At 70.8% G+C, this 20,625-nt stretch carries 20 protein-coding genes and 2 pseudogenes; 11 read left to right on the plus strand and 11 right to left on the minus strand.

What is annotated here, in order from left to right:
- Positions 1-143: 143 nt before the first annotated feature.
- Positions 144-2,216: a bifunctional glycosyltransferase 87/phosphatase PAP2 family protein gene (locus IE97_RS0115275; RefSeq protein WP_030238801.1), complete on the minus strand. Its 2,073-nt coding sequence runs from the start codon at positions 2,214-2,216 to the stop codon at positions 144-146.
- 304 nt (positions 2,217-2,520) lie between these two features.
- Here IE97_RS0115275 and proP point away from each other — a divergent pair, with 304 nt between their 5' ends.
- Both proP and IE97_RS0115285 read left to right on the plus strand, forming a co-directional pair.
- Positions 2,521-3,897 carry a glycine betaine/L-proline transporter ProP gene (gene proP / locus IE97_RS0115280; RefSeq protein ID WP_030238806.1) on the plus strand — a complete coding sequence of 459 codons (1,377 nt, stop codon included), beginning with the start codon at positions 2,521-2,523 and terminating at the stop codon, positions 3,895-3,897.
- Between the two features lie 105 nt (positions 3,898-4,002).
- Positions 4,003-4,674: an O-methyltransferase gene (locus IE97_RS0115285; RefSeq protein WP_030238809.1), complete on the plus strand. Its 672-nt coding sequence runs from the start codon at positions 4,003-4,005 to the stop codon at positions 4,672-4,674.
- Between the two features lie 65 nt (positions 4,675-4,739).
- Here IE97_RS0115285 and IE97_RS38485 read toward each other — a convergent pair.
- Together IE97_RS38485 and IE97_RS0115295 are read right to left on the minus strand one after the other, a co-directional pair.
- A pseudogene (locus IE97_RS38485) lies at positions 4,740-5,430 on the minus strand (transposase).
- Between the two features lie 124 nt (positions 5,431-5,554).
- Positions 5,555-6,523, minus strand: coding sequence for a GlxA family transcriptional regulator (locus tag IE97_RS0115295; RefSeq protein ID WP_030238814.1), 969 nt, complete (start codon positions 6,521-6,523; stop codon positions 5,555-5,557).
- 127 nt (positions 6,524-6,650) lie between these two features.
- Here IE97_RS0115295 and IE97_RS0115300 point away from each other — a divergent pair, with 127 nt between their 5' ends.
- Positions 6,651-7,085, plus strand: a complete 435-nt coding sequence (locus IE97_RS0115300) for a hypothetical protein (RefSeq protein WP_030238817.1) — start codon at positions 6,651-6,653, stop codon at positions 7,083-7,085.
- A gap of 148 nt (positions 7,086-7,233) precedes the next feature.
- Here the strand turns inward: IE97_RS0115300 and IE97_RS42980 are convergent.
- Positions 7,234-7,296, minus strand: a pseudogene (locus IE97_RS42980) (hypothetical protein); the annotation flags it as partial.
- Between the two features lie 494 nt (positions 7,297-7,790).
- Here IE97_RS42980 and IE97_RS39285 point away from each other — a divergent pair.
- The 3 genes from IE97_RS39285 (at position 7,791) to IE97_RS0115320 (ending at position 9,993) form a co-directional block, all read left to right on the plus strand.
- Positions 7,791-8,564 carry a calcium-binding protein gene (locus tag IE97_RS39285; RefSeq protein ID WP_051704992.1) on the plus strand — a complete coding sequence of 258 codons (774 nt, stop codon included), beginning with the start codon at positions 7,791-7,793 and terminating at the stop codon, positions 8,562-8,564.
- 64 nt (positions 8,565-8,628) lie between these two features.
- The gene (locus IE97_RS39290; protein ID WP_078603254.1) at positions 8,629-9,405 is read left to right on the plus strand and encodes a calcium-binding protein; all 777 of its coding nucleotides are present in this window, start codon (positions 8,629-8,631) and stop codon (positions 9,403-9,405) included.
- A 108-nt stretch (positions 9,406-9,513) separates the two neighbouring features.
- Positions 9,514-9,993 (plus strand): IS5 family transposase, encoded by a 480-nt coding sequence (locus IE97_RS0115320; protein ID WP_106975356.1) that lies wholly within the window; start codon positions 9,514-9,516, stop codon positions 9,991-9,993.
- On the opposite strand, the gene IE97_RS0115325 is transcribed toward IE97_RS0115320, so the two are convergent.
- Entirely contained in the window at positions 9,942-11,432 is a 1,491-nt protein-coding gene (locus IE97_RS0115325; RefSeq protein WP_234331819.1) for an FAD-binding oxidoreductase, read from the minus strand. The two genes, IE97_RS0115320 and IE97_RS0115325, sit on opposite strands and share 52 nt — an antisense overlap.
- Positions 11,433-11,786: 354 nt before the next feature.
- Here IE97_RS0115325 and IE97_RS0115330 point away from each other — a divergent pair, with 354 nt between their 5' ends.
- Complete coding sequence (locus tag IE97_RS0115330; RefSeq protein WP_030238837.1) at positions 11,787-12,653, plus strand: hypothetical protein; 867 nt, start codon at positions 11,787-11,789, stop codon at positions 12,651-12,653.
- Between the two features lie 65 nt (positions 12,654-12,718).
- On the opposite strand, the gene IE97_RS41475 is transcribed toward IE97_RS0115330, so the two are convergent.
- Positions 12,719-13,279 (minus strand): ATP-binding cassette domain-containing protein, encoded by a 561-nt coding sequence (locus tag IE97_RS41475; protein WP_420706098.1) that lies wholly within the window; start codon positions 13,277-13,279, stop codon positions 12,719-12,721.
- Here IE97_RS41475 and IE97_RS41480 point away from each other — a divergent pair.
- Positions 13,160-13,495, plus strand: a complete 336-nt coding sequence (locus IE97_RS41480; protein WP_234331820.1) for a LysR substrate-binding domain-containing protein — start codon at positions 13,160-13,162, stop codon at positions 13,493-13,495. The two genes, IE97_RS41475 and IE97_RS41480, sit on opposite strands and share 120 nt — an antisense overlap.
- On the opposite strand, the gene IE97_RS0115340 is transcribed toward IE97_RS41480, so the two are convergent.
- A complete protein-coding gene (locus IE97_RS0115340; protein ID WP_030238845.1) occupies positions 13,467-13,859 on the minus strand; it encodes an FHA domain-containing protein in 393 nt (130 codons plus the stop codon). The genes IE97_RS41480 and IE97_RS0115340 overlap by 29 nt on opposite strands.
- Before the next feature lie 113 nt (positions 13,860-13,972).
- Between IE97_RS0115340 and IE97_RS0115345 the strand changes: the two genes are divergently transcribed.
- The gene (locus IE97_RS0115345) at positions 13,973-14,380 is read left to right on the plus strand and encodes a DUF1992 domain-containing protein (protein ID WP_030238849.1); all 408 of its coding nucleotides are present in this window, start codon (positions 13,973-13,975) and stop codon (positions 14,378-14,380) included.
- Positions 14,381-14,411: 31 nt separating this feature from the next.
- Here the strand turns inward: IE97_RS0115345 and IE97_RS0115350 are convergent, their stop codons facing one another.
- On the minus strand, positions 14,412-15,044 hold the full coding sequence (locus IE97_RS0115350; protein ID WP_234331821.1) for a hypothetical protein: 633 nt from the start codon (positions 15,042-15,044) through the stop codon (positions 14,412-14,414).
- Positions 15,045-15,047: 3 nt separating this feature from the next.
- On the minus strand, positions 15,048-15,764 hold the full coding sequence (locus IE97_RS0115355) for a hypothetical protein (protein ID WP_030238856.1): 717 nt from the start codon (positions 15,762-15,764) through the stop codon (positions 15,048-15,050).
- A gap of 168 nt (positions 15,765-15,932) precedes the next feature.
- Between IE97_RS0115355 and IE97_RS0115360 the strand changes: the two genes are divergently transcribed.
- Complete coding sequence (locus IE97_RS0115360) at positions 15,933-16,424, plus strand: GNAT family N-acetyltransferase (RefSeq protein WP_030238861.1); 492 nt, start codon at positions 15,933-15,935, stop codon at positions 16,422-16,424.
- A 16-nt stretch (positions 16,425-16,440) separates the two neighbouring features.
- Here the strand turns inward: IE97_RS0115360 and IE97_RS0115365 are convergent, their stop codons facing one another.
- The gene (locus tag IE97_RS0115365) at positions 16,441-18,513 is read right to left on the minus strand and encodes an MDR family MFS transporter (RefSeq protein WP_030898936.1); all 2,073 of its coding nucleotides are present in this window, start codon (positions 18,511-18,513) and stop codon (positions 16,441-16,443) included.
- 244 nt (positions 18,514-18,757) lie between these two features.
- Here IE97_RS0115365 and IE97_RS41485 point away from each other — a divergent pair, with 244 nt between their 5' ends.
- Positions 18,758-19,864, plus strand: a complete 1,107-nt coding sequence (locus tag IE97_RS41485) for a peptidoglycan-binding domain-containing protein (RefSeq protein ID WP_051704995.1) — start codon at positions 18,758-18,760, stop codon at positions 19,862-19,864.
- A gap of 84 nt (positions 19,865-19,948) precedes the next feature.
- Here the strand turns inward: IE97_RS41485 and IE97_RS0115375 are convergent, their stop codons facing one another.
- On the minus strand, positions 19,949-20,608 hold the full coding sequence (locus IE97_RS0115375) for an HAD-IA family hydrolase (RefSeq protein WP_030238871.1): 660 nt from the start codon (positions 20,606-20,608) through the stop codon (positions 19,949-19,951).
- Positions 20,609-20,625 lie beyond the last annotated feature (17 nt).

Consider the following 20,625-nt stretch of genomic DNA (forward strand, 5'->3'; position numbering starts at 1 on the left):
TGCCTGCCCCTGGCACCGCCGCCCGCCGGCCGCTCTTCTCAAGGCCCGGTACGCCGAGGAAGCCGATCGCCGCTCAACGATGAATGCTCTGTCGTTCACCGTCCCGCTGCGGGTGTGGGCTGATCGTCACCCGGGGCCGGGGATCACCCTGAGCCTCGACCGGCGTCGCCCCCCGGCCTGACGGAACTCCTGGCCTCGTCGCGCACCGCCGCTGTCACGGCCTGCCGCGCGACCACCGGCCGCGGCCCCGTCAGCACGTACCCGAGCCCGAGGCCCACCCCGACGACGGCGGCCCCGCCCGCCGCGTCCAGCACCCAGTGGTTGCCGGTCACCACGACCGCGCAGAGGGTGAACAGCGGATGCAGCAGCCCCAGCACCTTCATCCACCACCAGCGCGCCAGGACGGCGATCACGACGCCGCACCACAGCGCCCAGCCGAAGTGCAGTGACGGCATGGCCGCGTACTGGTTGGTCAGGGCCGTGAGGGTGCCGTAGTCGGGCTGGGAGAAGTCCTGGACGCCGTGGACGGTGTCGATGTAGCCGAGCCCCGGCATCAGGCGTGGCGGGGCCAGCGGGTAGAGCCAGAAGCCGACCAGGGCGAGCAGGGTGGCGAAGCCGAGGGCGGAGCGTGCCCAGCGGTAGTCGGCCGGGCGGCGCCAGTACAGGACGGCGAGGACGGCCAGCGGGACGACGAAGTGCATCGACGTGTAGTACGAGTCGGAGAGGTTCCGCAGCCAGTCGATCTTGACGACGGCGTGGTTGGCCCAGCGCTCGACGTCGAGGTGCAGGGCGCGTTCCAGGCCCAGGATCTGCTGTCCGTGTTCCTCGGCCTCGGCCCGGCCGGCCGAGCTGCTGCCGCCGGTGGCGGCGAGCCGGACCTGGGAGTAGGCGGCGTAGGTGACCCGGAGGAGCAGGAGCTCAAGGAGGAGATTGGGGCGGGTGAGCACCCGGCGCAGGAACGGCAGCAGGGGCACGTGCCGGAACCGGGCCGGGGCGGTCGGCGCGTACTCGGCCGGCAGGGGCGACTGGTAGTACGGCGAAGTGCGGGAGAGGAACGGCACGGCCGTGGCGGCGGCGACGGCGGCCAGCAGGACGAGGTTGGCGCGCAGCGGGTCCAGCGACGCCATGTCGGGCAGCAGCATCCTGGCCGGCAGGGTCATGACCAGGATCACGGCGACCGGCCACACGTAGCGGTCGGAGACGCGTTTGCCGGCCCGGCCGACGACCGCGAGCAGCACCCACAGCAGTTGGTGCTGCCAGGCGATGGGCGAGATGACGATCGCGGCGCAGCCGGTGATCGCGACGGCGAGGAGCAGCTGGCCGTCGTCGAAGCAGCGCACGGCGCGGCGCAGGGCCAGGACGGCGACGGCCGCGCCGAGCGTCAGGAAGACCGCGACCTCGAGGGGGCCGTTCAGGCCGAGCCGCAGCAGGGCGCCGTGCAGGGACTGGTTGCCGAGGTCGTCGGCCCGGCCGCCGAGGCCGGCGCCGGCCAGGTGGTGCACCCAGTAGGTGTGGGAGTCGTGGGGCATCGCGGCCCAGGCGAGCGCGGTGCAGGCGGCGAAGGTGACGCCGCTGGCGAGGGAGGCGCGTCTGCGGCCGGTGAACCACAGCAGCGGGGTGAAGAGCAGCAGCGTGGGCTGGAGCGCGGCGGCGACCCCGATGAGCAGGCCGCTGGTGCGCTGGCCGTGGGCGGCGAAGCAGCCCAGAAGGACGAGCAGGACCGGGATGATGCTGGTCTGGCCGAGCCACAGGGTGTTGCGGACCGGCAGGGACAGCATGAGCAGGCCGATGGCGACGGGAGCGGCCAGCAGGGCGGTACGGCGGCCGACCGGCTGGGGCAGCGCTCGGGCGGCGACCAGGCCCAGGGCGACGACCAGCAGCAGCGTGCCGAACGTCCAGCCCCAGCCGAGGGCCTGTTCGGCGGCACGGGTGAGGGGTTTGAGGGCGAGTCCGTTGAAGGGCGTGCCGGTGAAGCGGGTGGAGTCGTAGAGCGAGCCGTTCACGTGCAGTACGCCGTTCGGCCCGACCCAGGTCTCCAGGTCCGTCAGCCGCTCGCCGCGCGGGCTGCCGAGGACGACGGCCACCTGCCGGGCGGCGAGGGCGGCGACGATCAGCCACAGCCCGAGGCAGGCCACGCGCAGGCGCGGGTGGGTCCCGCCGACGGCAGTGGCCCCGGAGGTTTCCGTCGGCCGCCCGCTGCGCTCCGCGTTCGCCACGCCCAGTCGGCCTCCGCTTCACCCATCCAACATGTCCTGGATGAGGGATTTGTCCCGACGACGATAATGCGCGGGGGCCGCGGTCGCCTCTCGTGGAAGCGAGAAGGATCACACCATGATCACGAGGGAACCGCTCCCAGGCGGGCATACGTGCCTGCACAGCCGGTGTTTAGATGCATCCTGCAACGAAAGGCGTACCGCCCGTAAGCGGCCTTTATCCGCCTATCGTCACCTTTCGGCCCGTACGACAGCGCCGCCGCGCGGACCGCGTCCCTGTCCCCGTTGAAAGGTAGGCGAGCGAGTTTTGTCGACTGCCTCAGTCGTCGCTCCCGCGTCCGTCGAGAAGGCCCGCGCCGCGAACACGGCCCCGGACACCACCGTCACCGACCCCGCGCTCGTCAAGCGCGCCGTGAAGGCGGCGGCGCTGGGCAACGCGATGGAATGGTTCGACTTCGGTGTCTACAGCTATATCGCGGTCACGCTGGGCAAGGTCTTCTTCCCCTCGGGCAACCCCACCGCGCAGCTGCTCTCCACGTTCGGCGCCTTCGCCGCGGCCTTCCTGGTCCGTCCCCTCGGCGGCATGGTCTTCGGCCCGCTCGGCGACCGTGCCGGCCGCCAGAAGGTCCTCGCCCTCACCATGATCATGATGGCCGCGGGCACCTTCGCGATCGGCCTGATCCCGTCCTACGCGACGATCGGCGTAGGCGCGCCCATCCTGCTCCTCGCGGCTCGCCTGGTGCAGGGCTTCTCCACCGGCGGCGAGTACGCCGGTGCCTCCACGTTCATCGCCGAGTACGCCCCCGACAAGCGGCGCGGCTTCCTCGGCAGCTGGCTGGAGTTCGGTACCCTCGCCGGCTACATCGGCGGCGCGGGCCTGGTCACGCTGATGACCGCCCTGCTCTCCGCCGACGACCTGACCTCCTGGGGCTGGCGCATCCCGTTCCTGATCGCGGGCCCGATGGGCATCATCGGCCTCTACCTGCGGCTGCGTCTGGAGGAGACCCCGGCGTTCGCGGCCGAGGCCGAGAAGGCCGAGAACAACCGCCCGAAGACGCCGCTGCGCGAGATGCTCACCGGCCAGTGGCGTGCGCTGCTGCTCTGCGTCGGCCTGGTGCTGGTCTTCAACGTCACCGACTACATGCTGCTGTCGTACATGCCGAGCTATCTGACCGGTCAGCTGCACTACGACGAGACGCACGGCCTGCTCGTCGTCCTCGGCGTGATGGCCGTGATGATGATCGCCCAGCCGTTCGTCGGCGCGCTGACCGACCGCGTCGGCCGCCGCCCGGTGATCGCCACCGGCTGCGCGGGCTTCCTGCTGCTGTCGGTCCCGGCCCTGCTGCTGATCCGCGAGGGCAGCCTGCTCGCGGTCGCGCTCGGCATGGGCGCCCTCGGCCTGCTGCTGGTCTGCTTCACGGCGGCGATGCCCTCGGCACTGCCCGCGCTGTTCCCGACGAAGGTCCGCTACGGCTCGCTCTCCATCGGCTTCAACGTCTCCGTGTCCCTGTTCGGCGGTACGACGCCGCTGGTGGTCACGGCCCTGATCGGTGCGACCGGGGACATGATGATGCCCGCGTACTACATGATGGCCGCGGCCGTGATCGGCGGTTTCGCGGTGTGGCGCATGGCGGAGTCGGCGGGGCGCCCGCTGCCGGGCTCGGCACCCTCCGTCGAGCGCTGAGGACACGCCGGGTGAAAAGCCACTGACAGCGCGCGTGTGCACCAACTATCTTCGTCAGCGCCACTAGTTAGGGAAGCTAACTATGCGTACGAAAGGTTCAGGTGCATGAGCGAGTCGCACGTCTGGGACGAGGTCGACGCCTACTTCACCGCTCACCTCGCCCCGGACGACGAAGCCCTGGCGGCAGCCCTGCGCGACAGCGACGCCGCCGGGCTTCCGCACATCAACGTCGCGGGCAACCAGGGCAAGCTGCTGCAGCTCCTGGCACAGCTGCAGGGCGCCCGCCACATCCTCGAGATCGGCACGCTCGGCGGCTACAGCACCATCTGGCTGGGCCGCGCCCTCCCCGCCGACGGGCGGCTGGTCTCCCTGGAGTACGACCCCAGGCACGCGGAGGTCGCCGTCCGCAACATCGCCCGCGCCGGACTCGACAAGCTCGTCGAGGTACGGGTGGGCCCCGCCCTGGAGTCGCTGCCCCGGCTGGCCGACGAGAACCCGCCGCCCTTCGACCTGGTCTTCATCGACGCCGACAAGGTCAACAACCCGCACTACGTGGAGTGGGCCCTCAAGCTCACCAGCACGGGCAGCCTGATCGTCCTCGACAACGTCGTCCGCGGCGGCCGGGTGACCGACGCGGAGAGCACGGCCGAGGACGTGGTGGGCACCCGCGCCGCCATCGAACTGATCGGCAGGCACCCGAGGTTGAGCGGGACGGCGATCCAGACGGTCGGCATGAAGGGCTATGACGGGTTCGCGGTGGCGCGGGTGCTGGCCTAAGTGCTGTCCCGTAAATGATCTCCGAGTTGCCTCGGGCAGGGCTTGCCACGGTGCGGCTCGTTGGCCTATCCGGCGACGGCGAGGTTGTGCATGCGGGCGATGCCGAGCATAGCGTGGTGGACGCCCTCGCCCTTGAGGTGGCAGTCGCGGAGGATCTTCCACGTCTTCATGCGCGCGAAGACGTGCTCGACGCGGGCCCGGATCTGCTTGTGTGACTTGTTGTGGTCCTCTTTCCAGTCCGGGAGTGCGGTCTGGCCGCGCTCGCGGCGGTGCGGGATGACAAGTCCGGTGCCCGGGTAGCCACCGTCGGCGATGGTGAGGGTCTTGCCGACGGCGGCTTTGGCGCCGGATTCCCTCCCACGCCTTGCAGTCGTTGCGGTTGCCAGCGAGAGGCCGGCCCACCACGACGACCAGGCGGGTGTCGGCGTCGATGACAACCTGGTGGTTGGTGGAGTAGCGGTAGTTTTTCGACTGCGCGGCGATGGTGTGGTCGCGGGTCGGCACCAGGGTGCCGTCCACGATGAGCACAGTGTCCTTGGCGAACCGCTTTCGGGGCTGGAGAGCGAGCATGGGCCCGAGGTGATCGATGATCCGGTCAGCCGCCGACTTGGAGACCCGGAACAACGGGGCGAGCTGGCGCATCGTCAGATTCGTGCGCCAGTACGCCACGACCAGCAGTGCCCGGTCCTCCAGCGGAAGGCTCCACGGCCGACCCTTGCGGGCAGCGTCCGCACCCTCGCGCCGGAGCACAGTCACCAGCTTGCCGAAGCGGCGGGGGCTCAGCCCAGTGAACGGGCCTATCCAGGACGGCTCCGACGCCGTGATCACACCAGGCACTGCGAGATCATCTCACCCGTGACCAGCAGTTACGAGACAACCTTTAGCCCGCCTGCCGCACAGCGGCCCGGTAGCGCGACGGCGGGATCCCGTACCGCCCGGAGAATGCCTGCCGCAGCGCCTCCGCGCTGCCGAATCCGCAGCGGGCCGCCACGGCCGCCATCGGCAACGCGGTTGAGGCGAGCAGCTGCGCCGCAGCCTCCGTCCGGGCAAGCCGGACGTACCGACCCGGCGCCTGCCCCAGATGGTCCGCGAACAGCCGGGCGAGATGACGCGGCGTCACCCTTGCCCGTGCGGCCAGCGCCTTCGTGCTCAGATCGGCGTTCGGGTGCGCAGCGATGTGCTCGACGAGGCCCCTGACCAGTTCGTCACGCGGCGCCGGAGATGCCGTGAACAGGCTCATCTGCGCCTGGTTGCCCGGCCGTTGCAGATAGACGACCAGGTCCCGGGCCACTTGGCGCGCCAGTTCGGGACCATGGTCCTCCTCGATGAACGCGAGCGTGAGGTCCAGGGCGCTGGTGACCCCCGCCGCCGTGTAGACGTTCCCGTCGCGGATGTAGATCGGCGCGGAGTCAATGGTGACCTCCGGGTGCTGGTCGGCAAGCCGGCGTGCGTATCGCCAGTGCGTGGTCGCCCGCCGCCCGTCGAGCAGCCCGGCGGCGGCCAGGACCCCCGCCCCCGTGCACACCGACGCCACCCGGCGGCTCTCCTTCGCGAGCCGCCGGACGTGCCCCACGAGCCGCGGATCGGCCGCCGCCCGCTCGAAACCCACCCCGCCCGACACGATCAGGGTGTCCAGCGGGCCGACGAGCCGTTCAAGCGGTTGATCGCTCCCCAGCGTGAGCCCTGTGCCGCAGACGAGCGGACCGCCTCCCGGCCCGACCACACGCACCCGGTACGGCACGGCCGGCACGCCGATCCCATTGGCCATGGCCAGGGGCGTGGTGACACACGCGATATCCAGCAGTTCGGCCGCCTCGTACCCGACCACCACCATCAGCCGCTCCGCCATGCGGCGACCCTATGCCGGAAGGACGAGTACCCCAAGGGATCGGACATCGTTCCGGCAGCCCGTACCCCGGCGGTCCGTACCGGCCGGACCGTGGGGGCACAGCCGCACGCATCGTGAGAGGACCCCGATGACCGACTCCGTACGCGACGACGCCGCGGGCACCCGGCCGCGGCGACTGCCGCACCGCTGGCCCACGCTCGCCGCAGTCGCCCTGGTGGTCGTGACCTTCGTGGACGGTGTGCCGCCCGTGGGTCTGCTCGCCGGTCTCCTCGCCGTCATGCCTGTGTGCTACCTACTCTTCGGCGCGTTCCGCGGCGAACTGCGCGGCTCCCGCGTCCTGGCCGTTCAGCTCGCGGGCCTCGCTGGCTTCACGGCCATGGCCGCGCTCGCCCTAGCCGTCGACGAGAAGCTGGGCCTGCGCATGGTCGCCGTGGGCTGGCTGGCCCACGGGATCTGGGACATCCTCCACCACCGGTCAGGCAGGGTCGTCCCGAGGGCCTGGTCGGAGTGGTGCGCGGTCGTCGACGTGGGCGGCGCGCTCGCGATCCTGACCCTCGCCTAAGGGGTGTTCCGTGACCAGCAGTTACGGGACAGCCCTTAGGGGCTTTCGTTTGGATCAGCGGGTGGAGTCCGGCCAGGTAGATGGTCGCGTCGAGCACCACGACCTGGTCGGCCATGCGGGCGTGCAGCGCGTCCGCCTCGTCGCGGGAGCGCAGCGCCACCGTCGGCAGGTCCAGCTCGCGGGCTGCGCGGATCACCCGTACCGCGATCATTGAATGCGGTACGAATAAATCGTTAATTGACACCTCCGGGGCAGATGCAAGTCAAACGGCGGGCATGCCCCAGGTGATCCCATTCCCGGCCAGGGCGACGATCCACGCGCGGAGACCCTTGTGTTCGGCAATGGCGCAAATTCGGCTTCAGCACGGCTTCACATCCCGACATGCTCTGGGTGCCCAAGCGCCAGCGCCGATCACCGGTCGAGCAGGCGTCGGCCATGGCGGTATGGGAGGAGTCTGCGCGGGCTGAGGCTACTGAATGCAGCAAAAACACGGGTGTCGCGCCGGGGTGGGCCGCACCGAACGTTCGGCGCTTGCGGCCACACCCTTTCCCCCGGTACTCCGCCGGAGCCGGTTATCAGGTCCCGGCCACGGTCGGGAGACCGCAAAAGGTAGCGCTCATTCGAGCGAACACCGACATTTTCGGCCGGGAAGCACTGCGCACAGTTGCGAGATCGACATTCAACGCCCAATTTCAGGAGCAGGTCATGAAGAGAACGCACCATCGCACCGGGGCACTTCTGGCCACGGTGTGCGGTTTCACTCTGTGCCTCCCTGGCGTGGCCCACGCGGCCAACGCACCGACGCCACATCTTTTCGCCACGACGCTGGTGAACAAGACCGGCACCACGATCACGGTCACCGCCGGAGTCGGCCGGGGCAACACGATCAGCGTCTGGCAGTCGGGCAGCAACATCAGAATCAGAGACACAGGAGACACGGTCGCACCGTCCGGCGACTGCACCGCCATCAGCACGACCGAAGTCGCCTGCAGGGCCGCCGACACGACCGAACTCGTGGTCAACGCCGGCGACCAGGACGACACCGTCACCTCCTCGCTGGCGGCCCTCGGCGTCACCCTCATCGGCGGTGCCGGCAACGACAACCTCTACGGCGGATCCGCCAACGACACCCTCGAAGGCGACGAGGGATCCGACTTCCTTTCCGGCGGCGCAGGAAACGACACCCTGACCGGTGGAGCCGAGGCGGACAGGATCTTCGGCGGCTCCGGCAACGACTCCATCGAGGGACGCGGCGGCTCGGACATCGTGGACGGCGGTGCCGACAACGACGTGATCTACGGCGGCAGCGGCAACGAGCGCATCGTCGCCGGCGCCGGCAACGACTACGCCGAGGGCGGCAACGGCCGGGACACCATCGACACCGTGGACAACGTCAGCGGCAACGACTACGTCGAAGGCGGCGCTGACGTGGACGACTGCCGCGCCGACTTGGGCGACAACGTCAGCGGATGCCCCTGACCAGCGTGAGTGAGCAGCACGCCAGTACCCGTACACGGCGAGACAACACGAAAGGCGGGCACCGATGAGAACACGAGGTATCTGCACCACGGTGGTGGCGCTCGGCGCACTCACCTGCGCTCCGCTGACCGCCGCTTCCGCCGCGCCCGGTGCGGCCCCCGGCGGAAGCCTGGCGGACACCACGGTCGTGCAGGAGGTGGGCGACACCCTTGGCGTCACGGCCGCCCAGGGTGTGGCGAATGACATCACCATCCGGCGTCAGGGCAACGTTGTCGTGGTGACGGACGCGGGGGACACCGTGTCCGCCGTTGCCCCGTGTCAGTCGACGGGGACGCACACGGCGGAGTGTCCGCTGCCCGTCACGTCGATACGGGTCAACGCCAACGACTCCGATGACAGCGTCAGCATCTCCCCGAACCTGGAAGCCGCCGGAACGGTGATCGGCGGTGCGGGTGACGACCGCCTCAACGGCGGTCCCCGGGCGGACCGGCTCGTCGGCGACGACCCGGATGCCACTGGCCTGCGGGCGACGCCGGGCAACGACACCATCAACGGCGGCCCCGGCAACGACACGATCTCCGGGCTGGCCGGCAACGACACCATCTACGGCAATGCCGGCAACGACACTCTCAACGGCGACGACGGCAACGACACACTCGAGGGTGCCCAGGGCAACGACACCCTTACCGGAGGCCGCGGCAACGACACGCACATCGGCGGCGAGGGCAGCGACACCCTCAACGCCGTGGACAACGTGATCGCCAACGACGGCCTCGACGGCGGCCTCGGTTTCGACACCTGCAACCGCGACACCGGCGACACGGCCGTCAACTGCCCCTGATCAACCACTCGTTTCCTCAGTACTGGCTGCCCATTCGGGTGGAGGCGTCGCCGGACAGCCGTAGCGGCTGTCCGGCGGCAGGATGACAGCCGGTGATGAACGACTGCTATGCAGTTTCGTTTGGCTCAGTCGGTCGTTGGTCCGGGTGTCCCGTTGACAGATGCGCAGTGGGCGCGGATCGAGCCGTTGCTCCCGGACCGGACTGCGAAGCGGGGTGGTCGCTGGCGGGATCATCGTGAGGTGATCGACGCGATCGCCTTCAAGTTCCAGACCGGAACGCAGTGGGTCCACCTGCCGGAGAAGTACGGCAACTGGCGGGGCGTCTACAACCGGCTGCGGATGTGGGCCGTCGATGGCACCTGGGAGCGGGTGTTCACCGCGCTGATGGCACAGGCCGACGCTGATGAGGACCTGGCCTGGGCCGTGTCCGTTGACTCCACGATTGTGCGAGCTCACCAGCACGCGGCCGGGACCCGCAATTTCCTTCTGGGCCAACGCGCCAGGCGCTCCCTTCTTCTGCTGACGGGCTTCAGCGGTTACGCCCTGGTGAGTCCCTGCGGGAAGTCGAACACCTCGTCAGGGTCGTAGTCGTGGGCAACGGAACGCAGGCGTTCCAGATTCGGGCCGTAGTAGGCCCGCGCCCAGTCCGGCAGGGCCGGGTCGATGTAGTTGACATAACCGCCCCCGATGCCCAGGGAGGCCAGTCCTGCCACGATGTCGCGGACACTGCGCGTCACTTCGGCCTCGGATGCCGCCGTGGCGCTTGCGTAGATCTGCGCGGTGGCGAACGCCTTGCGGTGCGGAAACGCGGTCTGTTCGATGCCCACGTCCTGTACCGCGCCACCGAGCGGGTCGAGGATGATCGATACCCCTGGGCGGCCGACGAGCAGGCTCGCCAGGGCGTCCGGGGAGGAGACATGGTCGCTCAGGACTCGTGACGAGGCGACGAACGACTCCCGCTCGGGTCTCCCCGAGAAGAAGCGCATGGCACTGAAGTACTCCCGGTCCTGGACCGTCCGACGGCTGGGCAGGACGCCGGAGCGGGAGATGAGGTCGTCCAGCAGGGGGTGGCAGGAGCTGCTGGGCCCGACGAAGCAGCCGGCCACCCGGCAACTCGGCACGTCTCCACCCGATATGTTGCAGTTTGCCCACAGCTCGCGAGGAGCGGCTGAGATCCATGGTTGCCACGCGCTCAGCACCTCGGGCACCTTCCCCGGCGGGAAGCCGACCACGAACACCGTCAGTGCCGGAGCCGGATCGGTGGCGAACGTGAGCTGCGTGACGATCCCGAAGTTGCCACCGCCTCCGCCGCGCAAGGCCCAGAAAAGGTCCGGGGTCCGCGCGGCGGAAGCCGTAAGGGTTCTTCCGTCGGCGGTGACCATCTCAGCGGCCACGAGGTGATCACAGGTGAGCCCGAACCTGCGCTGCAGCACACCGATTCCACCGCCCAGGGTCACTCCCGCGATGCCGACGGTGAAGCAGGATCCCGCGGGCAGGCAGCGGTTCGCCTGAGCGACACGGCTGTAGACCTCCCGCAACGGCGCACCCGCGCCTATGGTCGCGGCGCCGTCCGCCTGGACCTCCACGGCCGACATGCGCCGCAGATCAAGGGCGAGACCACCGTGCGGCGCCGAGTAACCGACATAGGAGTGGCCACCGCTGCGAGCGGCCAGGGGAACGCGGTTCGCGGCTGCCCGCACCGCCTCGCTGACGTCGGAGGTCGACTCGCACTGCGCCACCGCGACGGGTATGTGGTCGTCGTTGAGCGGGTTGAACAATTTACGGGCGTCCTCGAACCCTGGATCTCCCGGACGCAGCAGTGCTCCACGCATCCGCTGCCGCAGGCGGTCCCAGTCCACCTTGGTCCCGCGATGACCAGTGGCCCGCGATGGTGCGGTGGCGCTGGAGGCGGACTGCGCTGTCCTGCCTCCAGTACCGACGGTGGGCGCATGGAACAACCGGTTCCGCGCCATGCTCACCATCTCCTCCGACGCACTGAAATAAAAGCGGTTGGGGGCCTGATTCATGGCGATATGATCACGCTAACACGAGGTGAATGCTCGCTCCAGTTGAGGGCGACGGGAAGTTGTGCTTGAGCGTTCGAAACGTGAGCAGCCGACCGCCTCGACAGGACTGGCTGATTGAATTGCCAACCGGTACGCAGCGGTGGCGTTCACTGCCCTGGCGGCACACAATGGATGTAGCACTCTCGCTCGGGCCCGCCCGGTGGGCCGGTTCCGTTTATCACGACAGCCGAGGTGACCCCGCAAGGTTTCCTCAGAGCCGACGAAGCCGGTCGCGGATAAGCCACGAGGCAATTCCAAGGCGCCGGAGTCTTGTGCGCATTGACAAACCCAGTCAATTGAGACCGGAACAAGACCATGATCGATCTCGGCTTCGTGGGCCCCAGTCGGCCCGCTAAAGATTACAGATTCCTGAGTGTTACCGACGGCGACACTCCAAACATCGCAATGGCGATTCGCATGGTGTCCATCGACACCCCGGAAAGCGAATTCGGCGGCTCCCCGGCCACGGCCCAGGCCGCTCTGGACCGCACCAGGGCGCGGCTGTTGGACGGCACCTATGACGCGCTGCCGGAAGACCTGCGTGACCATCTCGTCTCCCGGATCACACCGGACGCGGCGCAGCGACATCAGGCCGCGGGCAAGGCGGCGGCCGAGGCGCACAAGGACATGGTGTCCACTCGCCTGACCCGCCCCGACGGCTCCCAGCGGAAGCTGGCCGTGATCGCCACTGGTGAGCTCGTTGAGGGCAATGGACGTCTGCTCGCCTACACCGCGCCCTGGTTCAGTGGCGGTTCGTCCGATCCGCTACCTCCGCGCGACGACCCGCGCCGGCGCACGTTCAACCTGGACATGGTCGCTCTCGGCTGGGCGGCAACCTTCCTCATCTACCCCTCCATCCCGCCCACCGCCGACCTGAACCTGCTGCTGGACGAGGCGGACGCGGCATGGACCCAGCAACTCGGTGTCTGGGCCCAGTTCGGACATGACCTGCTGCTGGGATACGAATACCGGGCCTGCATCAAACTCGGTGCTCGAGAGGTGAACGATCCGGCCAAGGCAATCGAGCAGGCCTACCAACGGGTGTGCGTGGACCTGCGGACCCTGACCGAGGTGGGCCTGTACGGCTACCACCAAGTGCCGCCCCAGCACCGGCTGTGGATCTGGGAGGACGACCTCGAGCAGGCGCGCAGGGACCTGTCGATCACGCCCGGAACGGGCTGACCCCGCGCTGGGCTTCGACCACCGACTGACGTGGCCGTCGGCGTCCCGGGTCTGTGTGACCACGTCTAGGGCAAGCCCTGGCCGTACCGCGCAGGGTCGAAGCTTGGGTCGTCGTCGAGTGTGACGATCCGGTCGGCCGCGTCGAGGCCCGAGCGCTCGTGGGTGACCAGGAGTGTGGTGCGGCCGCGGGTGGCGTCGAGGATGTCGGCGAGTACGGCGGCGGCGGTGTCCGGGTCGAGGCCCTCGGTGGGTTCGTCCAGGACGAGGACGGGCGGGTCGGCGAGGAGCGCGCGGGCCGGCAGCAGGCGCCTGCGCTGCCCGCCCGACATGGTGGTGCCGTCCGAGCCGAGCAGGGTGTCCCAGCGGTCGGGCAGCGACTCGATCCAGTCCAGCAGCCGTGCCCTGCGGGCCGCCTCGCGCAGCTCGGCATCGGTGGCGGCGGGGCGGGCCAGCAGCAGGTTCGCGCGGCGCGTCGCGGCAACTGGCAGCGCGCCCTGCTCGAGAAATTGCTCGCGGCCGAGGGGCTCACGGCGCGGCTGTCCTGCGAGGGCGACGAACCAGCGGCCAGTCAGGACATGATCAGCGCAGGCCTCGGCATCGGCCTCATCCCGGCGATGTCCCGCCAGGTGGGTACGGAGGCACATGCCCCCGTCGCCTGGGTGCGTGTCGACGCTCCCCACTGTCGGCGGATTCTCACCCTCGTGTGGAACAGGGACGCCCACTTGTCTGAAGCCGCGTCGAAATTCCGGGAGTTCACCACAGGCAGGCCCTTCATGGCACACCGCCTGCCCGATGCGCGGTACGGTCCGGCCGTCACACCTCGTGGAAGAAACCCACGTTGACGCTGCGCGGGGCGGTGCGGTCCTGGATGACGATCTCGCCGCTGCCGCCCCTGGGCAGCGGGACGGTTCCGCCGTAGGCGAGGGGCTGGGCGTACTCCCCGACCATCAGCCGGACTTCGGAGGACGGGTCGGGCTGGGAGCCGCGCAGCCAGGTGAGTTGCCAGGTCCCGTCGGGCCCGCAGAGGAACTCCAGATGGACGCGGGAGACGAACAGCCAGTCGTCCGGCGTGGTGAGCCGGCACACGGACTTGTCACGGCCCACGCGCAGCACCGCGCCGGGCTCGCTGGGCGCGTCGGCCATGAGCATTCCGGCCGTGGCACCCTCCTCCACCGCGGACACGGCGGCCATGGTGAGTTCGAGCACGTGCGTTCCCCCCTGAGACGTTCTTGACGGGCCCCCCAGGGCCTGCCTGAGCAGGCCTTGCGCCCGCCGAATGATAGAACGCCCGGCCGCACGGTGTCCGGCACAATGGACTCATGACCGAGCGAAAGCCACCCGGCGTCGACTTCGGGTCCTGGGTCGACAAGCAGATCCGTGACGCGGAGACCCGCGGTGAGTTCGACCGGCTGCCGGGCGCGGGCAAGCCGCTGCCCGCCGATGTCGACGCCGCCTACGACGAGCTGTGGTGGGTCAAGCGGAAGATGGCCCGCGAGGGGATCTCCGTGCTGCCGCCGACTCTGGCGCTGCGCAAGGAGGCGGAGGACGCGCTGCTCGCCGCGTACGCGGCGCCCTCCGAACGGATCGTCAGGAAGATCATCACGGAGATCAACGACAAGATCCGCGACATGATGTTCAGGCCGCCGCCCGGCCCCCCGCTGGGTATGAAGCCGTACGACGTCGAGGACGTCGTACGGCAGTGGCGGGAGCGCCGGGCGGGTCGGTGACCGGCCGGCCTTCGGTGGCCGGCTGACCGGTTCACACGTGGAGCAGCCGCTCCGCCAGCTCCCGGTAGTCCTTCAGAGCCAGCCGGAGCTGTTCGGTGTCGGCGCTCGACACCGGCTTGCCCTCGCCGCCGTCGAGCTCCTGCCAGGAGGTGCGCAGGGTGCGGCGGCGCTGGGACACGGCCTCGGTGAACCTGGCCGTGATCTCCTCCAGTACGTGGTCGGCTTCCTCGACCGCGGACCGGGGACCGTCGACGAACCCGGCGACGGCGTGCTGCAACTGCGCGACGAGCTTGTCGGACTCGTCGTGCGGGAACAGGTGGGCACCGGGGTTTCCGGCGGTCCCGGACGTGCCGGAGGTTCCCGGGGTCCCGGAGGTTCCGGGGGTCCCGGCTGGAGTGGGCTCCCCGATGCCGCGGCCCAGGCCGTCCCGGCCGGTGCCGTGCGCGTCGGCGCGGCCGGCGTCCGTGCCGTACCCGGTGCCGTGGTCCGCTTCCGCACCACGCGTGTCGGGTGCGATCCCGCGTATGTCGGCACGGTCCGTGTGCGGCCGAGCGCCGTGGCCGGTGCCGAGGGCCGTCTCACCGCGGGCATCGGGGGTGATGGGGCTGCCGGCCGCGGGGGTGTCGCCGGACGGGCGGTTCACGTCGCGGTTCATGTCGGGCATGCCTCAACTCTCCTTCGCCTGGCGTCGGTGGAGCGCCCACGGCATGTGTCCGCCGCGGTTGGCCGGGGCCTTGCGGCCGCCGTTCAGTCCGGCACGGTGCCGTCCGCTCTCGTGGCGTCCGTCCTCGCGCCGTCCGACGCCGTGGCCTCCGCCGTCGTGGCGGGTCGGCCGGACCAGCTCCTCGAACAGGGCACGGGCCGCCACCATGGCCTCGCGCATGTCTTCCGTACCGGTGCCGCCGTCCCGGGCGTCCTCCGCGCGCAGATGCGCGGCACGGTGCACGCGCCGGTAGCCGTCCACGTGGTGGGCGTGGTGCACGGACAGCGCGGCGAGCTGCTCCTCGTACTGTCCCCCGCCCGGGAAGCCCCGGGCCGCGGCGAGTTCGGCGAGCAGCCGGTCCGCCTCGGCGACCGCCTCACGCGGCGAGTCGACGAACCGCTCCTGAGCGGCCGTCCAGCGCGCCTCGTACTGTTCGCGCTGCACCGGCTCCAAGGGTCGTTCGCGCAGGTCGCCGTGGCGGTGCACGCGCTCGGCGAGTTCGCGTTCGGCGGCCTTGGCGTCGCCGTCGTGCCGGGCGACGGCCAGGTCGTACTCGGGTCCGAAGCGCCGCTTCAGGCTCGGGCCACGCCGAGGCCCTCGGGCGCGCAGGGTCATGGCGGCCGCGATGATGACGACGACCGCCGCGATCACGATCAGAGCAATGATCAGGCCAGTGGACATGAATGCCTTCCGGGTTCTCGGCCCAACCGGCTCTCCTCGCGAGCCGGTTCGCCGGTCGGGTAGCCCGGAAGCCCGCGCCCAAACGGCACCCGCGGCCCGCAGGCGTCCGAACGGCCCCTGGGAAATCCGGTTGCGTGCCCGGTACGGGGCCCGCCGAGAATGCCGGGCATGACCTGGACCGTGACCCCGGAACCGTACGACTCCCCCGCCTCCGCCGCTCTCTGGCGGGAGTACTACACCGAGGTCAGCGACCGCTGGTACCTGCTGCACGAGGGACGCCGCACCGACCCGGACGAACTGGAACGGGAGATCGCCGCCCAGCCGGGCGCCGATCTCGCGCCGCCGCACGGGCAGTTGCTGGTCGCCCGGTACGGCGGTGAGCCCGCCGGCACCGCGGGTGTACGGCTGCTCGACGGCTCGGCCGCCGAGCTCACCCGGGTGTTCCTGCGTGAGCCGCTGCGCGGCAGGGGCGGCGCCGCGCTGCTGGTCCGGGCCGCCGAGGACGCCGCCCGGGCGCTCGGCGCCACCCGGATGGTCCTGGACACGCGCGGCGACCTCGTCGAGGCCCGTGCCCTCTACGCCCGCCTCGGCTACACGGAGACGGAGCCGTACAACGACGACCCGTACGCCGAGCACTGGTTCCGCAAGCAGTTGGCCTGACCGCCTGTCCCTCGGCTCAGCCGAAGCGCTCCACCGGACGCGGCCCGTCCGGCCGCTCCTGCCGCGACCCGCACAGTTCGCCGTTCAGCTCCTGTACGAGCTGGACCAGGTCGGTGGGCCGGCCGGGCCCCCACCAGTCGCCGAGCAGCTGGGCGAGGGACTCCTCACGGGCCTGCGCCAGCCGCTCGGTGACCTCGCGTCCTCGGTCGGTGAGGACCAGGTCGAGCCCTTCGCGCACGGCGAGCCGCCGCTCCTCGACCTGCCGGACGGCCTCCATGACGACGCTGAGGGGTACGGGCATGCTGTCGGGCAGCACGGCCGGTTCGACCGCGCCGTACCGCCGGATCCGCAGCAGCAGCCAGCTCGTCGCGGGCAGCAGGTCGTAGCCCGCCCGGGCGGTGATCTTCCGGTAGATCTCGTGCCGCCCCTCGCGGCCGCCGAGCACCGACAGCGCACGGCACACCTCGTCGTGCGAGGACCGCTCGACGGGGTTGCTGGCCAGGGTCTCCGTGACGTCGGGCGCGGTGACCGAGCGGCGCAGCGGGTCCTCTCTGAGGAACCAGGCCAGCACGAAGCCGAGGAGGACGACCGGGGCGGCGTACAGGAAGACGTCCGTGATGGACACGGCGTAGGCGTGCAGGGCCGGCCCGCGCAGGCCGGGCGGCAGGGCGGCGATGCCGAGCGGGTCGGCCTCCAGGGTGTCCACGGAGACGCCGGGCGGGAGTCGGGTGCCCCGGAAGGCGTCCGTGAGCTGGTCGTCGAGCCGGCCGGCGAAGACCGTGCCGAAGACGGCTACGCCGAACGAGGCGCCGATGGAGCGGAAGAAGGTCGCGCCGGAGGTGGCGACTCCCAGGTCCCGGTACGGGACGGCGTTCTGCGCGATGAGGACGAGGACCTGCATCACCAGGCCGAGGCCGAGTCCGAAGACGAAGAAGAAGCCGCTCAGTTCGGCGGTGGAGCTGTGCTCGTCGAGCTGGTGCAGCAGGAGCAGCCCGAGGGCGGTGACGCCGGTGCCGGCGACCGGGAACACCTTCCAGCGGCCGGTACGGCTGACGATCTGCCCGGAGGCCGTCGAGGCCAGCAGCAGGCCCAGCACCATCGGCAGCATGTGCACACCGGACATGGTCGGGCTGACGCCCTGCACGACCTGGAGGAACGTCGGCAGGTAGGTCATCGCGCCGAACATGGCGAAGCCGACGACGAAACTGATCACGACGGAGAGCGTGAAGGTGCGGACGCGGAAGAGCTTCAGCGGCAGCACGGGTTCGGCGGCCCGGCGCTCGACGGCCACGAAGGCGAGGGCGAGGACGACGCCCAGGACCGCGAGTGCGACGACCGGCGCGGATCCCCAGCTCCACGTCGTCCCTCCCAGCGAGGCGACGAGCACCAGGCAGGTGGTGACGGCGGCGATGAGGAAGGTGCCGAGGTAGTCGATGACGTGCCGCCGGGCCCGGCGCGGGATGTGCAGCACGGCGGCGATCACGGCGAGCGCGACGACACCGACGGGCAGGTTGACGTAGAACACCCAGCGCCAGCTCAGGTGTTGGGTGAGCAGCCCGCCGAGCAGCGGCCCGAGCACACTCGCCGCGCCGAATACGGCGCCGAACAGGCCCTGGTAGCGCCCCCGTTCACGAGGCGGGACGAGATCGCCGACGATCGCCATGGACAACACGATCAGCCCGCCGCCACCGAGCCCCTGCACGGCCCGGAAGGCGATCAGCTGGGCCATGTCCTGGGCGGTGCCGCAGAGCGCGGAGCCGACGAGGAAGATCACGATCGCGGTCTGGAAGAGCCTCTTGCGCCCGTACTGGTCGCCGAGCTTGCCCCACAGCGGGGTCGCCGCGGTCGCGGCCAGCAGATAGGCGGTGACCACCCAGGACAGGTGTTGCATGCCGCCGAGGTCGCTGACGACGGTGGGCAGCGCGGTCGACACGATGGTCTGGTCGAGGGCGGCGAGCAGCATGCCGAGGAGCAGGGCGCCGAGGGAGACCAGCACGCTCCCGGAGACATGCTCCTGAGCGGGGGCGGCCTGGCCCGTCGTCGTGGTGGTGCGCGTGTTCTCGGCGTCGAAGACCTCGTCCCCGGCCATGAGACCTCCCAGGCGGTTGTGACATTTTCCATCGTGACCGGTGTGACCCGCTATGGCCTGCCGAGCCCTTTTGGAAGCTGCCGTTCCGGGGCTCGTCGACCGCACTGTGGAGAAGATCTGGATAATCTCTGGAGTTCGCGAGGGGAGGGAGAAACGCGTGGAACCGCCGAACGGCCACCCGTGTCCGGAGTGCGGCGCGCCCAGACGCCCGGACAGGACGCCCTCCTGCACCTGCACCCACCGCGTGGCAGAGGCCCTGCGCGACACCCGCACGGCTCAGGCGGCGGCAGCGGAGGACTTCGACCCGCTCCACATCCGCCCGTACGTCGGAATCGACGCGGCGGCAGGGGGGTCCGCGACCGGGGAGCCCACGCAAGGGCCGGAGAAGCGGGAGCCCACGCAGGGGCGGGAGAACGGGGCCGTGTCGCGCGGTCCCGCTGGGGCCGACTCGGCCCTCTCCCCGCGTGCGGACGCCCCGGGGTCCGAACACCCGGCAGGGGCGGCCGAAGACGCCGGCCCACCGCCCTCCGCCACCGACGCCACCGTGCCCCTGCGCCTGGCGGACCCGGACGCCACCACCGTGCTGCCGGCCTCCCCGGGCACCTCCGCGCTCCCGACGCCGCCGGCGCCCGCGACGACCGAGCTCAGCGTCACCGACCTGCGGATTTCCGACAGTGCGGGAGCCTCCGAAGAGGGCCCGTTCGAAGGGGGCGGGCCCGGCGGCAGGCCCGGTCGCCGGCGTCGTGCCGTATTACTCGCCGCGGCCGCCGGCGCCTGTGTCGCCGTCGTGACGGCTGCCGGATACGCGACAGGGCTGTTCTCCTACGAGGCGCCGTCGCGGGACACCGCACTGCCGGAGGGCACCCGGGCGGGTGTGCCGGACACCCCGTCGAGCAGCGCGCCGGCCACGCCGCCGACCGGGAGCGCGCCGACGACACCGCCGGCCCCCGCGGCACCGCCACCGTCACCGACGGCCACCCGCAGTCCGTCCGCCTCCCCGTCACCGTCCGCGCCGAGCGCCTCGCCGAGTCCGTCGCGGTCCGCGACCCCCTCGGCACCGCAGACGTCCGCGACGGCGACCGGCCCCGGGCAGGCACCCCCGGACAACTCCCGCCAGAACGGCGGCCCCACCACCCTGCGGCTCGGCGACACCGGGCCGGAGGTCTCCGAACTCCAGCTTCGCCTGCGCCAGTTGCTCCTCTTCAACGAGGACGCCGACGGCACCTTCGACGACCGGGTCGAGGACGCCGTCCGCACCTACCAGTGGTCACGCGGCATCCAGAGCGACGACCTCGGGGTCTACGACCGGGAGACCAGGGCCGAACTGGAGTCGGAAACCAAGGAGCCATAGGCCGCCCGGGGGCCGCCTGTGACACGCGGTCATCGCCGCTCGCGCCGGCCGAGACCGGCCGGGCGGCGGACCGGACCGGCGGCGTCACCCCACGTACAGGCGAACCGTCCCGTCATCCGCGGCCTCCACGCGCACCTTCGTGAGATCCGGCACCATCACGTCCGGCTCGTGCGCCGCGGCCCGTGGCCCCACCCCGACGACCGTCATCCCGGCGGCGCGCCCCGCCGCGATCCCGGCCCCGGAGTCCTCGAACACCACGCAGTCCGCGGGCGCCACGCCCAGCTCGGCGGCGCCCTTCAGGAAGCCCTCGGGGTCGGGCTTGCTCGCCCCGACCGACTCCGCGGTCACCCGCACGTCGGGCAGCTCCAGCCCGGCCGCGGCCATCCGCGCCGTGGACAGCGGGACATCGGCCGAGGTCACGAGCGCGTGCGGCAGACCTCGCAGCGAGGCGAGGAACTCCGGCGCTCCGGGGATCGCGACGACGCCCGCGGTGTCGGCCGTCTCCTCGGCGAGCATCCAGGCGTTGTCGGCGTAGTTCTGCTCCATCGGCCGTTCGGGCAGCAGCAGCGCCATCGACGCGTACCCCTGCCGGCCGTGCACGACCTTCATGACCTCGTCCCCGTCGAGCCCCTGCCGCTCGGCCCAGCGCCGCCAGACGCGTTCGACCGAGGCGTCGGAGTTGACGAGGGTGCCGTCCATGTCCAGCAGGAGGGCGCGGGCGTTGAGCACGGCGGTGGCCGTCATCGGCAGCTCCAAGGCTC

The sequence above is a fragment of the Streptomyces sp. NRRL S-455 genome (assembly GCF_000717875.1).
Classification (GTDB): domain Bacteria; phylum Actinomycetota; class Actinomycetes; order Streptomycetales; family Streptomycetaceae; genus Streptomyces.